This is a genomic window from Sporomusa sp. KB1, assembly GCF_007830295.1.
Lineage (GTDB): Bacteria > Bacillota > Negativicutes > Sporomusales > Sporomusaceae > Sporomusa.
On record NZ_VLKC01000002.1, the window covers coordinates 2141776 to 2155494 of the forward strand.

Consider the following 13719-nt stretch of genomic DNA (forward strand, 5'->3'; position numbering starts at 1 on the left):
CTGGTAGAATGCGGCGTCTATTGTATTGATACCAATAAAATAATCAGATACACCGAAGAAGAAGTATGGGCCTCAATCAAAGCGGCACCTAAATGTGTCACTTATGGTGAAGGCAAACAAGCCCGGGAACTCGCTTGCCGCAGCTATAAAGACAAGAGACCGCCGCTGATCCAGGGCGGCCCAACCGGAGCGCCCTGTTCCGAAGAACACTTTCTGGCGATCCATCAATCCTATGCCCAGGAACCATTAGTAGACACCATAGTAGACGGAGTTCTGCAAACCATAAAAGGGCATGACCCTGTGCCGCAAAGCCCGTGGGAAATAGCGGCTGTAAAATCAGAAGCCATAATGGTGCGAGCGGCTCAGGACAGAGCCGGCCGAACCGGTATGGGGCTCTAGGGGAATGAAACATCACTTTCACCCGCAGGAGTAATAGCAGCAGATTTTCCTGGGGGAATGAGGCCATCTGACAGCCATGAAGTATCCCAGCTAAATGAGCTGAAAATTGATGTAGGTGCATTAGTTTTCACCGCTCATTATGTACTAGCCGGAAATATTATCATGTGTGAGCAGATGCCTATCTACGGAGGCTATGCCGGTGGCTTGGAAGAAACCACGATAGTGGATGTAGCAACCACCATAAACTCCTTCGTAATGACGCAAGCAACCTGGCATTTGGACGGTCCGGTACATGTGCGTTGGGGCATAACTACAGCCAGAGAGGCTCTGGCTGTAGCAGGCCACGCCGCCATGGCAATCGAAGCCAACACCAATTTAATGCTGGGTAATCAATACTATACAGTGGCAGGCCCCTGTACCGTAATGTGCCTGTTGGAAACAGCGGCGCAAGCGATGACAGATACGGCCAGCGGCCGGGAAATACTGTCAGGAGTAGCAGCCAGCAAAGGGGTAGCCACCAACTACACGACCGGAATGGAAGCCAGAATGATGGCCGAAGTTGCGCATGCGGTAGCAGGCCTGGAGACCGAAAAAGTAAATGAAATGCTGGACAAACTGGTGGCGATGTATGAAAAAGAGTATAAGACAGCGCCGAAGGGCAAATCATTTGAAGAATGTTATGATGTAGCCAAATTGGTGCCGACACAGGAATATCTGGATGTATATGAGGAAGCCGTTAAGGTGTTGACTGATTTAGGTCTGGATTATTGGACGAAAAAATAATGTAAAAATTATTCACTAGCGCAGACGTCTTTGCATATTGCAGGGGCGTCTCTGCCTATATAACATCCATGCCTGGTTAATAAGAGGGGTTGTGCGGGTTGCAGTGTGGGAGAATATAAGGGGGATAACTATGATTCGACATGCACAAGAACGTGATTTGCCGGAAATTTTAGAAATATATAATGAAGCCATAATTCACACTACAACAGTCTATGAATGTAATCCCCGGACGTTGGAAGACCGTTTGGAATGGTATAGAGAAAAACAAAAAATCGACTTTCCGGTAATTGTCTACGAGGAAAATAGTAAAGTTTTGGGATTCGCAACCTTTAGTCAGTTTGGCACCTTATCGGGCTTCAAATTTACAGTAAAAGACTCAGTATATGTTCATAAGCAACACCGATGTAACTATGTTGGCACGAAATTATTAAAAGAGCTAATAGAAATTGCGAATAAAAGCAATTATGCAACAATGATTGCTGAGATTGACGATGGTAATGAAAGTAGTAAAATAATGCATGAAAAAGTTGGTTTTAAGAACGCAGGCATTATTCGTAAAGCCGGCTATAAGTTTGGTATGTGGCTTGATCTGGCTGTGTATCAGTATGAGCTTAAGGGATTTAAAGTTCCAGGTGGTTAATGATTTTGACATAAAGGTAGTGAATTAAAGTGGAATTGAATATAGTTGTAAGAAAAGCCTCTTTTACCGATATTGATGCTATGATTGAATTACTCAGACTACTATTCGCTATTGAGACTGACTTTGCGTTTGATGGCGATAGGCAGCGTTTAGGGCTAACTCTCTTACTGCAGGCGGAAAATACCGGCTGTGTGCTGGTGGCGGAACGTGGGCAGCACGTTGTGGGCATGTGCACGGCGCAGTTGCTTGTATCCACAGCGGAAGGCGGAATAAAAGCACTAATTGAAGATGTAGTAGTTGCTGAAAGCTGCCGGCGACAGGGTGTGGGTACACAACTGCTAATGGCAATTGAACAGTGGGCCGCCTGTCAGGGGGCTAAACGCGTCGATTTGCTGGCCGACCGGCGTAACAATCGGGCGCTTGATTTTTATCAACGGTTAGGCTGGCTGGAAACAAAACTTGTCTGTTTGCAAAAAAAGTTATAGCTCACCAGCTGATAAGAAAATTTTATAAAGGTAAGATATGTAAGGAAGGAGAACGTCTTTCTTTACATATTTTTTTTGCGAGGTGGGCGTTATGCCGAAATTTACAAGAAATTTGTCCTCTAAGGTTGGCTTGCCGCCAGGTACATTGCTGCATGTCGGTGATACGCGCGCGGATAAGGCTTATATTAGTGTGGCGAATTATGATGGTGTTGGTTTTACCGAAACAAAGGATGCTTTGCTAGGTGATTTGAAGAAATTAGCCGATATGCAGGGTGTTACCTGGATACAGGTGCAGGGGCTTACTGCTGAAGCCGTTGAGGGAATTGGCCAGCAGTTTACTATCCATCCGCTGGTATTGGAAGATATACTGCACACGAATCAGCGGCCTAAGGTGGCGGACTATGGAGATTATTTATGCGTAATTGTAAAGTCGTTGACAGTAAAAGCTGAAATAGACGGCTATGAGGCCGAACAGGTCAGCCTGATTTTGGGCCCAAACTATGTAATATCCTTTGTGGAAAGCCTGTACGGCGGCAAGGATGTATTGGCTAGTGTCTATGAGCGTGTCAGGGGCGGGCGGGGTAAGATTTGCCGGCTGGGAGCCGATTATTTGTTTTATGCCTTACTTGACAGTATTGTGGATCATTATTTTTTGGTGCTGGAACATTTGGGAGAGAAAATCGAGCTGCTGGAAAACCAGATCGCTAATCAGCCACGTCCCGAACTATTGCAGGAACTGCATGTGCTTAAGCATGACATGCTATTTTTGCGAAAATCGGTATGGCCTGTTAGAGATCTAGTGAGTGTACTGGAGCGGGGAGAAACGTCTCACATCAAGGATTCGACGGTTGTTTATCTGCACGATATATACGACCATGTGATTCAGGTCATCGAAACAGTGGAGATTTACCGGGATATGCTGTCAGGTATGCTTGATATTTACCTATCCAGTGTCAGTAACCGTATGAGTGAGGTTATGAAAATGCTGACAATTATTTCAACTATTTTTATTCCGCTTACCTTTATTGCCGGAGTCTATGGGATGAACTTTACGCATATGCCGGAACTGGAGTGGGAGTATGGTTATCCAATGATTGTATCCATTATGCTGGGTATAAGCTTGTTGATGGTGCGCTACTTTCGCAAAAAGCAGTGGTTATAGTGGGATAAAAGTCCCAGCTATTAGGAGCTGCTTGACCTAAGTCCTAAAAAAAGATAGGAGAATCTCCTCGCTAGTTTTTACGTTGGTTTGGGTTTAAAATTTAAGTACAGAGTAAACACGCTAGCTATTTTGCCTTACTAATTTGCAGGTGGTAACTCATTGTATGAGTACTTACTTTTTTAGCATTGTACATGGCAGGAGGGACGATATGCTCAGGTATTCCAATAAAGGACTTTTAGTGATTGCGGTAGTTTTAAGTATGCTAACAACCGGGCTTGTGTATAGCTATCTAAAGAAAACGAGTGGTAATCTCCCCGCCGATACCGCAGCCGTGGTCGTAGCTAAGATAGATATTGGTGCTAAGACCAGAATTACTCCCGAAATGGTACAGGTGACTAAGGTTCCTATAGCCTATTTGCAGCCGGGTGCTGTACAAGAGTCGAAAGAGGTCATTGGTATGTTGTCCAAGGAACCGATTATAGCTGGTGAGCAGATAACAGCACGGCGGCTACTTGGTGAAGGTAAGGCAGCTGGGTTTACCGGGTTGATTCCCGTGGATAAACGAGCGATAACTATCGGTGTTAATGAAGTAACTGGTGTGGCCGGATTTGTTAAAGCCGGCGATTATGTGGATGTGGTTGTCACTTTTGAGAAAAGTACGGTTGGTGACAATGTCAGCCACTTGGTGCTGCAGAATGTACTGGTATTAGCTGCTAACCGAGAAAGCGAGGGGGGAGCTGTTGAGACAAACAATACTACTTCCAAGGATAAAAAAGAGGTCATCAAAACAGCTACTGTTACGCTGGCGGTAACGCCTGACGAAGCAGCGAAACTTACTCTGTCAGAAGATAAGGGCAAAGTGCGCTTGACGCTTAGACCATTTATGCAAAATACCGGTGTTAGCATCGCCGGCCCGGTTACGCCCCAAGACATTGTCGGTATACATAATAACTCACCTGTTCCCCGTCAAGAACCGACAGAACAAGCGCCGCCAGCTCCACCGTCAATGGATAAGCAGGCCGGCGGTATTCAAATGATTCGGGGAACGAAAACCGAGGTTATAGCCATTAATTAGCGGTTACAGTACCGGGAATGCAGGATTGGCAGAAAGGCAGGAATTTTGATGAACAGGCGGAAGCTATTTGTTGCTGTTGTTATTGTAATTGCTAGTATCTTGGCCAATGGCATGGTGGCAGCTGCTGAAGAGAAAATGCCGGTAGCTGTTAACCAGTCCCGGGTTTTGCGCTTCAATGCCGTTGAACGGGTAGCGGTTGCCAACCCTGAGATTGCCGACGTAGTGGTTGTGTCTGGGATAGAGGTATTACTTGTTGGCAAGGCTCCGGGTTTAACAACCCTTCATATCTGGGCTGGCGGAGGTCGTTATAGTTATCTGGTCGAAGTCGGGGCGGCTGATGTTACCATTGCCAATGACATTAAGAATATTTTGGGGTTGTCTGATATTACTGTAAGCAAAGTGAATAAGACAATTATTCTTGAGGGTACAGTCAATGATCAGTACCAGAAAAACCGGGCCGAAAAAGTGGCATCAGCCTATGCCGAAAAGGTAGTCAACCTTTTGGAAATAACCCATCCGGTACAGGTACGCATTGAGGCCAAAGTAGTGGAGATTAACCGGGAATCGGCGAAAAGCTTAGGAATTAAATGGTCGGGGAACGATGCAGGAACATCAGGCAACTTTTCCTTTGGACAGTCTTCCATAAATTCTCTGGCACCAAAGGTTTTTGGTAACTTAGGTACCTACAGCCCTATCAATGCTCAGCTTGACGCTCTTGTCAAAAATGGCGTGGCCAAGATATTATCTCAGCCTAATATGATTACCTTAAGTGGTGATAAGGCCAATATTATGGTCGGCGGTCAAATCCCCGTACCTATTGGCCTCAATGATGGACGGATTTCGATAGAGTGGAAGGATTACGGCATTAAACTTGACATTGCGCCGGAAGTAAATGCTGATAAGCTTATACAAAGTAAGATAAAAGCAGAAGTGAGTACTCTTGACTGGACGGACGAGCATAAAATTGAACTTGGCTTGGGCATGAAGATTCCAACGATAAAACTGCGTATGGCCGAAACTGCCATTGCCATGTCCTCCGGACAAACCATGGCTATTGGTGGCCTAATTTCCAGTGAAGTTACCAAAGATGTGTATAAGCTGCCGCTACTGGGGGATATTCCGATTCTTGGTAATCTTTTTAAGAGTACCTCATTTAGTCGGGGGGAGACGGAAGTAATCCTATTTATTACGCCAACGATTGTGAATCCTGACGAATACATCCCGGCACAAACCACGGAAATGAAAGAGTTTGCTAAAGAAAACCCATTTAGGGGGTAAGCTTGATGAGTGAAAAGATAATGGTTTTTATTGTTGACGATATTGCGACTACAAGGGAAAATATTTGCAAATTGCTAGAGTTTGAGCCTGACCTGAAGGTTGTTGGTCAGGCCGAATCTGGTGCTGAGGCTGTGGAAAAAGTAAAGATCATGCAGCCTGATGTTATTCTCATGGATATTAATATGCCAGGACTGGATGGCATAGCAGCTACTGAGCAAATTGCCGCTGAAGTGCCTAATGCCTGCATCCTAATCATGAGTGTGCAGGGTGAACAGGAATACCTGCGGCGGGCTATGGTGGCTGGTGCCAAAGACTATCTGGTTAAGCCTTTTAGTGGCGATGAACTTCTCCAGGCTATTAAGCAGGGGGTTGTCAATGAAAAAAAACGCCGCAATGTACTTAAATTTGAGCAAAAACCACAGGTTCAGGGTAAGCTTATCACAGTATTTAGCACTAAGGGTGGTATTGGCAAGACAACTATTTCGACAAACCTAGCGGTAGCCCTGGCAGAAAAAGCAGAAACCAATGTGGGGATCGTTGATGCGGATTTGCAGTTCGGTGATGCGGCATTATTTTTAAATCTTGTACCTTGTGCCACTATTGCTGACTTGGTGCGTGATATCGACCACCTGGATAATCATGTGCTATCAGGCTATCTGATGCACTATAGCGACAATGTCAAGCTATTGCCGGCGCCGATACGCCCCGAACAGGGAGAAACGGTGACAGGCAGTCACTTGTCGCCTATTCTTAAGACCATGCGCTCCAATTTCAAATATACGATAATTGATACCGCCCCTACTTTTTCTGATAGTATGCTCGCTGTGCTTGATGCCTCAGATATTGTTCTGGTAGTGGCTGCGATGGACTTACCCACAATAAAAAATGTCAAGCTGTGTTTAGAAATTATGGAGTCACTGAACTATGGGCAAGATAAAGTCAAGGTGGTGCTAAACAGAGCCGATACGAATGCCGATATTAGCGTTGATGAAGTGGAAGCCAGTTTGCATTATAAGTTTTCGGCGTTAATTCCCAGTGATGGTAAAGTAGTGGTTTCTTCAGTAAATAGAGGTGTCCCTTTTGTTGTTAGTCATCCCGGAACACCAGTAGCGCAGAGTCTCTTTGAATTAGCTCAATTGGTTATTGGCGGTGACTGGCAAAAGAAACGGCAAGAACAGCCAGCAACAGGGGTTGTTGGGCGCTTTAAACGCCTATTTGGCTAGAGAGGGGACAGAGACATGCTGCTTATAATCGGGTTTGTGCTGTTTCTTAACCTAGTGGTTATTTGTCTGATTATTTTTCGTTGGCAGAGCCGTAATAAGATGGCTATCGACCAACGAATGGAACAATATCTTGCGCCAGCTACGCTGATAAAATCGTCTGAAGATAAGGCCGGCACCACACGTCAGCTTAGCGGCTGGCGGGCAATCATCAGATGGTTGGGGCAGCCGCTTGCATCATCTGACGGTTCTTGGACAAGGCGAATGGAACATCGGCTTGTTCAGGCGGGATTGCCGTTAAAGAGTCAGGAGTTTTTAGTTATCTGCCTGGGAACCGCCGTAGCTAGCGCCTTGCTGCTTATGTTGAAAGCTGGTTTGCCGGGTGTAGTGTTTGGTGGTATTTGCGGCTATGGCATGCCGTTCCTGTTTTTAAAAATAAAAATTAAACGGAGAGCCAAAGCCTTTAACGATCAGCTAGGTGATGCGCTAATTCTGATTGCCAATGCACTTCGGACAGGTTATAGTTTTATGCAAGCCATTGAGATGATAGCCCGTGAGATGCTGCCGCCAATTTCGGTTGAGTTCAGCCGGACCCTGAAGGAAATGAATTTAGGTGTACCTACGGAAGAAGCAATGACCAATATGGCGAGAAGGGTGAATAGTGATGACCTTGATTTAGTTATTACCGCAATATTAATTCAGCGGCAAGTAGGTGGAAATCTGGCAGAAGTGCTTGATAATATTGCCGGTACTATCCGCGAGCGGATACGTATTAAAGGGGAAATTAAGACGCTGACAGCTCAGGGGCGGATGTCGGGGATTATTGTTAGTCTGCTGCCGGTAGCCCTACTGGTGGCTCTTAAGATGGTTAATCCCGGATATATTGAGCTGCTGTTTACTCATCCGACTGGCCAAGTCATGCTAGGGATAGCTGTTTTAGGGCAGGCGCTGGGAATGGTGACCATTCAAAAAATCGTCAATATTGATATCTGAAACAGAGGGGGGATATTCCACCCTCTGTTGGTGTTTATCTTTAGCAGGATATGTTGTTACTATGGCGAATTTTGCTTTATAGCATTTGAAAAGCAAGAGTGGTGAATGAATGAAAAACCTTGATGTGAAAATTCTCGACAAGATTGTCAAAACGACTATTGCAACCGTAGAAAAAAGTAAAACACAACTATTTGATATATATGAAGCGGCAAAAGTTGAAATGGAGAAGGTCAGGCAGGATGTTGTGCGCATAAAAACGGAAACTGCAGATGCTATTTTTAAAGTAGACGAATTTGAAAAAAAAGAACGTCGTTCTCGCCTCAGATTGATGGAGGTTAGCCGCAATTTCCGGAAATATGCGGAGGCGGATATTAAAGCAGCCTATGAGGATACCAGCAATGTTCAGCTTGAGCTGGCTATGGCCAAGTTGCAGGAGCAAAATTTGCGCCGTCAGCGCGACGACTTGGAACTGCGGCTTAAAGCACTAAAAAATACAGTAGAAAAGGCCGAGAGTTTGGTTTCTCAGGTTGGTGCCGTTTTGGGATATTTGGGCAATCAGATGGGGTCGGTTGTGACCCAGATTGAGACGCTCCAGGCCAGTCAGAATTTTGGGGCCAAAATTATTCGCGCCCAGGAAGAAGAACGGCGGCGGGTGGCCCGGGAAATCCATGATGGCCCAGCTCAGGCTATGGCCAATATCGTTTTTCGGGCAGAAGTATGCGAACGTCTGGTAGATGTGGATCTGGACCGGGCCAAAAATGAGCTTAAGGATCTACGCGAGCAAGTACGTGTGGCTTTGCGGGAGACCCGGACCATTATTTTTGACCTCAGACCCATGACACTGGATGATTTAGGACTAGTGCCAACCATCAGGCGGGTACTGGAAACAATAAAAGAGCGTTGCGGTATTTTTTTCGAAGTTAAGGTACTGGGTGAGGAGAAGCGTTTGGATATCCATGTTGAGATTGGCCTGTTCCGCATTATCCAGGAGGCCCTCAACAACGTCGAAAAACATTCTAAAGCTACCACAGTCTGGGTACGAATTGACTTTCGACCAAGTGTGGTTTCAGCAGTAGTTGAAGATGACGGGCAGGGGTTTGACCCGGCCAGTGCCAGCGGCAATGAGAGTTTTGGCCTGATGGGGATGCGGGAGCGGATTAATCTATTAGGTGGCGAACTTACGATAAAATCGGAGATCAGTAAAGGCACCTTGGTTTTTGTTACAGTACCACTTACGCAATAGGAATAACGGCCTGTGCTAGGACTTTTCACTTGGCTAGTCCTGGGACCTACTGCCTACCAGAAGCCTAGCCGGAATAAGCCGTGATACCTAATGAAAATGAGACTAGCGGACGATGTTACCATACCTTCTTGCTGGTATAATGAAATCATAACCAGACGAGATTACTTTAATTGAAATAAATAAAAAAGTAGGAGGTATGGGAAATGTTGAGAATGTATTGGGAAATGTTTGCGGCCCGTTACTTGAACGAGAAAGGTCAAGGTATGGTAGAGTATGGACTTATTCTTGCGTTGGTTGCTGTAGGATGTATACTGGCCTTTACTAATCTGGGTACCGCGATTGGTGGTAAGCTTACTGACGCTACTACCGAGCTCAACAAATAAACATTGTTTAACCAGTAGCTAGGAAGCCGAATTTTATAACTATAGTAAATACAGTATAGGGCCTATCGGTTCATTAACCTCCGGACTTCCTTGGTCGGAGGTTAATTCTTTATGCTTGTCGGGGGTGATGATATGAATACTGCCAGTCATTTTAAACAAAACCGTGGCCAGGCCATGGTCGAGACCGCCCTCATTTTACCGGTTATCTTGCTGATTCTATTTGCCATCGTAGAGTTTGGAATGGTACTGAATCAGTATCTGGTACTGACGGCAGCCGCCCGGGAAGGTGCGCGAACTGCAGCGGTAAGTGATGATACTGCCGCACGAGTTGCCGTCGCTGAGGCTGTTGCCAGCATTAGTAATGTTGGTCTGCAAGTCAGCATTGCCTATCCAGGCGACAAACGCGAGCAAGGCAAATCAGTCACTGTGACAGTCAGTAAACCGATTGAAGTAACGACACCTGTGATTAAGAATATCATTGCTAGTGCTTTTGCTCCGGACACTCCGGTACTTACCGGGCGGTCGGTGATGCGGGTGGAGCTGCCATGAGGATTTTTGTTACTAATCAAAAAGGCTCGATAACAGTGTTGACTGTTTTGGCGATCACCGTCCTGCTTGGTTTTGCTGCCCTTGTTGTGGATGTCGGATTTTTATATGTAAATAGGGCTGAACTTGTTAACATGGCTGATGCTGCGGCTTTAGCCGGAGTCCAGGATCTGCCGGGTGATACAGCTCAGGCCGAGGCCAGTGGCAGAGAATACGCTGCCCAAAACGGTCAATCGAGCGATGTGGTCGAGGTTACTGTTCCTACAAACAAGGCTGTTGCTGTTACCGTCGAACGGACAGTTAACATGACATTTGCTAAAGTAATTGGCCTGAACTCAGTCGATGTCCGGGCCAAAGCAGCAGCCGTTTTGAGACCCATCAGTGGTATTATTGGTGTGGTGCCATTCGGGGTAGTTTGGCAGGAGTTTGTTTACGGCACGACTTATGCTCTGAAAGTCGGTGCTGGTGATGGCTCCACCGGCAACTACGACGCTTTGGCTTTGGGTAGTACCGGTTCACGTACTTATACCGATAATATTAAATTTGGCTATGATGCCAAGTTGTCAATAGGTCAATGGGTATCAACCGAAACCGGCAATATGTCCGGTGGTACCAGTGAAGGCGTCCACTACCGCATAGGTCTTGATCCTTATGCCACCTTTAATACGGTAGAGGCGGGCTCGCCACGGATCGTAATTGTGCCATTGATTGAATCAATTACCAACGATACAGGCCGGCATGATGTTAAGATTGTTGGTTTTGCCAGCTTTTTCCTGGAGGAAGTAGCTGGATCAGGAAATGAAAACCTTGTAAGCGGCAAGTTCATGCAGACTGTACTCGCCGGTGAAACGTCTGGTACTGCGACCGATTACGGCGTGTATAGTGCGGCACTTGTTCCTTATGAGTCAGTAGTGGCCAACTAGCGGCGCAGTAAACACGGCACCAGCTGACGCGGCAACCATGGTTCATGGCTCATCCTGTTGTCGAAGTACGCTATCAGCCATAAGGCAGGGAGGAACAATATGTCGTTGTTAAAACGCTTGGAAGAAGCTCAGATAAAACAGGAGCAGCCATCCAAAGGCGTGGAAAAGCCCAAAATGGCAGCACCACTCAAAACCGATCCCTATCAAAGCCTTAAAGGCAAGATTCACCAAAAAATAGTTGAGGAAATGAGTCAGGAAGAAAGTAAAGTTCTTGTTGATAAAAATGCTGATCGTAAAATGCTTGAAGAGGTGGTCGCTCGTATTGCTACTGTTGCGATGGACGAAGAAACAGTACCAGTACCCAGAAGCGAGCGCTCGCGGATCATTGCTGAAATTGTCGATGAGGTTTTAGGTTATGGGCCGATTGATCCGCTGCTAAAAGATGATACAATCTCGGAAGTCATGGTCAATAGTCCTACCCAAGTCTATGTTGAGCGCAAAGGGAAATTAGTGCTTAGTGATGTGCGGTTTCGCGATGACATCCATGTTATGCATATTATCGAAAAAATTGTGGCGCCAATCGGCCGCCGCATTGATGAGAGCTCACCGATGGTGGATGCCCGGCTGCCGGACGGTTCGCGGGTTAATGCCATTATTCCGCCACTGGCCTTAAAGGGGCCGTGTCTTACGATCCGCAAGTTTGCCAAAAATCCGCTAATGATCAATGACCTTATCAGCTTTGGTACGCTGAACCAGGAAATGGGCGATTTTCTGCGGGCGTGTGTTGAGGGTAAACTTAACATTGTAGTATCAGGAGGTACCGGCTCAGGCAAAACAACTACTCTAAACATCCTCTCGTCCTTTATTCCCCATGATGAACGGATTGTTACGATTGAGGATGCTGCTGAATTACAACTGCGGCAGGAGCATGTCGTTACCTTGGAAACTCGGCCTGCCAATGTCGAGGGAAAAGGTGCCATTACCATGCGCGATCTTGTCCGCAACAGTCTCAGGATGCGTCCTGACCGCATTGTTGTTGGCGAAGTCCGGAGTGGGGAAGCGCTTGATATGCTGCAGGCTATGAATACCGGTCATGACGGTTCGTTAACTACCGGTCACGCCAATTCACCGCGTGATATGCTCAGCCGCTTGGAAACCATGGTGCTCATGGCCGGTATGGATTTGCCGGTCAGAGCCATCAGAGAACAGATTGCGTCAGCCGTAGACCTTGTTCTTCAACAGTCGCGTCTGCAGGACGGCAGCCGACGGATTACCCATTTGACTGAAGTACAAGGCATGGAGGGCGAGGTCATTACTTTGCAGGATATCTTTGTATTTGAACAAACAGGCCGGGATGAGAAGGGGAAAATTACCGGTCATTTCAAGCCAACAGGAATTCGGCCGAAATTCTTAGAAAAATTAGCGGCAAACGGCATACAGTTGCCGAATGAGACCTTCTGGCCCAGGTAAGGAAGCGGCATTAAAGAATCTGCAGGCGCAGGCGAGTGGTGTAGCGCAAGACAGTAACGCACTCATATAAAGGAGGAACAACCTATGCTTATTGCAATCATAGCATTAACCTTCATAACGGCATTTGTATTCCTATACTTGGTACTTCACATCTTTATACCGCTTACCGGCCCGGTTGAGATGCGACTTAAGGCGCTGGACAGCATGGTGACAGGACGAACTGACATTGATGACGAACTGGCAAAACCATTTAGGCAGCGTATTCTGGCCCCGCTAAGCGGCGATATGGCAACAGTCCTGACTAAACTTACGCCCAAAGCCGTGCGCGCCAACATTGAGCAAAAACTGATTAGGGCCGGTGGTTTTGCCAAATTGACCAGTGATGAGTTTCTCCTGGTGATGGGCTTTTTGGCTTTGGCGCTGCCTGTCAGTGCCGGCACACTGGGCGTACTGGCCGGCACAGCCAGCAGCAAAGTAATTGGTCTTATGCTCATGGCTTTTTTGGTTAGTCAATTACTGCCGTTTTTGCTTTTAAACTGTAAAATTGCCAAACGCAAAGTAAGCATTCAGAAAGATTTGCCAGATGTGTTAGATCTCTTAACAGTTAGTGTGGAAGCGGGGTTAGGTTTTGACGGGGCACTGGCCAAACTGGCGGAAAAAATGAAAGGCGCACTTGTGGATGAGTTCAACCGGGTATTGCAGGAAATTCGTATGGGTATAGCCAGACGCGAGGCACTGGTTGCTATGGGTACACGCTGTGAAGTACCCGATCTCTCGCTGTTTACCACTTCGTTAGTGCAAGCCGACCAGTTAGGGGTTAGCATTGGCAATGTACTCAGAGTGCAGTCAGCATCCATGAGGCAAAAACGCCGACAGCGAGCTGAAGAGCAAGCCATGAAGGCTCCGATCAAAATGCTGTTGCCACTTGTGTTATTTATTTTTCCCTCTTTATTTGTGGTTCTCTTAGGGCCAGCTGTTATTCTGATGTTCAATAGTTTTCTCGAGTGAGCCTTGCTGATACTACTATCATCCGAAATGAATTACGAATTTTTCAATACTATCAACTATACTTACCATAAAAATCCTGCAAAGCAGCAAAAGCTTTGCAGGATTTAAAAT

At 46.4% G+C, this 13719-nt stretch carries 13 protein-coding genes and 1 pseudogene; all 14 read left to right on the plus strand.

Going from position 1 to position 13719, the window contains the following annotated elements; all coding sequences use genetic code 11:
- The 14 genes and pseudogenes from SALPA_RS31525 (at position 1) to SALPA_RS13620 (ending at position 13608) form a co-directional block, all read left to right on the plus strand.
- Positions 1-1182: pseudogene (locus SALPA_RS31525) on the plus strand (monomethylamine:corrinoid methyltransferase).
- 130 nt (positions 1183-1312) lie between these two features.
- Positions 1313-1822: a GNAT family N-acetyltransferase gene (locus SALPA_RS13560; protein ID WP_145094880.1), complete on the plus strand. Its 510-nt coding sequence runs from the start codon at positions 1313-1315 to the stop codon at positions 1820-1822.
- A 29-nt stretch (positions 1823-1851) separates the two neighbouring features.
- The gene (locus SALPA_RS13565; RefSeq protein WP_222427987.1) at positions 1852-2307 is read left to right on the plus strand and encodes a GNAT family N-acetyltransferase; all 456 of its coding nucleotides are present in this window, start codon (positions 1852-1854) and stop codon (positions 2305-2307) included.
- 91 nt (positions 2308-2398) lie between these two features.
- On the plus strand, positions 2399-3469 hold the full coding sequence (gene corA / locus SALPA_RS13570) for a magnesium/cobalt transporter CorA (protein ID WP_145094883.1): 1071 nt from the start codon (positions 2399-2401) through the stop codon (positions 3467-3469).
- 163 nt (positions 3470-3632) lie between these two features.
- Positions 3633-4544, plus strand: a complete 912-nt coding sequence (gene cpaB / locus SALPA_RS13575; protein WP_145094886.1) for a Flp pilus assembly protein CpaB — start codon at positions 3633-3635, stop codon at positions 4542-4544.
- Positions 4545-4592: 48 nt separating this feature from the next.
- Positions 4593-5822, plus strand: a complete 1230-nt coding sequence (locus SALPA_RS13580; RefSeq protein ID WP_145094889.1) for a type II and III secretion system protein family protein — start codon at positions 4593-4595, stop codon at positions 5820-5822.
- Positions 5823-5827: 5 nt separating this feature from the next.
- Positions 5828-7045: a response regulator gene (locus SALPA_RS13585; RefSeq protein ID WP_145094892.1), complete on the plus strand. Its 1218-nt coding sequence runs from the start codon at positions 5828-5830 to the stop codon at positions 7043-7045.
- A gap of 15 nt (positions 7046-7060) precedes the next feature.
- Positions 7061-8035, plus strand: a complete 975-nt coding sequence (locus tag SALPA_RS13590) for a type II secretion system F family protein (RefSeq protein ID WP_145094895.1) — start codon at positions 7061-7063, stop codon at positions 8033-8035.
- A 109-nt stretch (positions 8036-8144) separates the two neighbouring features.
- Positions 8145-9278, plus strand: coding sequence for a sensor histidine kinase (locus SALPA_RS13595; protein WP_145094898.1), 1134 nt, complete (start codon positions 8145-8147; stop codon positions 9276-9278).
- A gap of 203 nt (positions 9279-9481) precedes the next feature.
- Complete coding sequence (locus tag SALPA_RS13600) at positions 9482-9661, plus strand: Flp family type IVb pilin (RefSeq protein ID WP_145094901.1); 180 nt, start codon at positions 9482-9484, stop codon at positions 9659-9661.
- Positions 9662-9793: 132 nt separating this feature from the next.
- Positions 9794-10210, plus strand: a complete 417-nt coding sequence (locus tag SALPA_RS13605; protein ID WP_222427988.1) for a TadE family protein — start codon at positions 9794-9796, stop codon at positions 10208-10210.
- Positions 10207-11130 carry a pilus assembly protein TadG-related protein gene (locus tag SALPA_RS13610; protein ID WP_145094907.1) on the plus strand — a complete coding sequence of 308 codons (924 nt, stop codon included), beginning with the start codon at positions 10207-10209 and terminating at the stop codon, positions 11128-11130. Before SALPA_RS13605 ends, SALPA_RS13610 begins: the two co-directional genes overlap by 4 nt.
- Before the next feature lie 99 nt (positions 11131-11229).
- On the plus strand, positions 11230-12600 hold the full coding sequence (locus tag SALPA_RS13615; RefSeq protein ID WP_145094909.1) for a CpaF family protein: 1371 nt from the start codon (positions 11230-11232) through the stop codon (positions 12598-12600).
- A gap of 84 nt (positions 12601-12684) precedes the next feature.
- Positions 12685-13608, plus strand: a complete 924-nt coding sequence (locus SALPA_RS13620) for a type II secretion system F family protein (protein ID WP_145094911.1) — start codon at positions 12685-12687, stop codon at positions 13606-13608.
- Positions 13609-13719 lie beyond the last annotated feature (111 nt).

Coding starts and splice junctions, on each gene's coding strand:
- cpaB (WP_145094886.1), top strand. CDS start 3,633: ATGAGTACTTACTTTTTTAGCATTGTACATGGCAGGAGGGACGATATG.
- SALPA_RS13615 (WP_145094909.1), top strand. CDS start 11,230: ATGTCGTTGTTAAAACGCTTGGAAGAAGCTCAGATAAAACAGGAGCAG.
- SALPA_RS13620 (WP_145094911.1), top strand. CDS start 12,685: ATGCTTATTGCAATCATAGCATTAACCTTCATAACGGCATTTGTATTC.
- SALPA_RS13560 (WP_145094880.1), top strand. CDS start 1,313: ATGATTCGACATGCACAAGAACGTGATTTGCCGGAAATTTTAGAAATA.
- SALPA_RS13605 (WP_222427988.1), top strand. CDS start 9,794: ATGAATACTGCCAGTCATTTTAAACAAAACCGTGGCCAGGCCATGGTC.
- SALPA_RS13590 (WP_145094895.1), top strand. CDS start 7,061: ATGCTGCTTATAATCGGGTTTGTGCTGTTTCTTAACCTAGTGGTTATT.
- SALPA_RS13610 (WP_145094907.1), top strand. CDS start 10,207: ATGAGGATTTTTGTTACTAATCAAAAAGGCTCGATAACAGTGTTGACT.
- SALPA_RS13580 (WP_145094889.1), top strand. CDS start 4,593: ATGAACAGGCGGAAGCTATTTGTTGCTGTTGTTATTGTAATTGCTAGT.
- SALPA_RS13595 (WP_145094898.1), top strand. CDS start 8,145: ATGAAAAACCTTGATGTGAAAATTCTCGACAAGATTGTCAAAACGACT.
- SALPA_RS13600 (WP_145094901.1), top strand. CDS start 9,482: ATGTTGAGAATGTATTGGGAAATGTTTGCGGCCCGTTACTTGAACGAG.
- corA (WP_145094883.1), top strand. CDS start 2,399: ATGCCGAAATTTACAAGAAATTTGTCCTCTAAGGTTGGCTTGCCGCCA.
- SALPA_RS13585 (WP_145094892.1), top strand. CDS start 5,828: ATGAGTGAAAAGATAATGGTTTTTATTGTTGACGATATTGCGACTACA.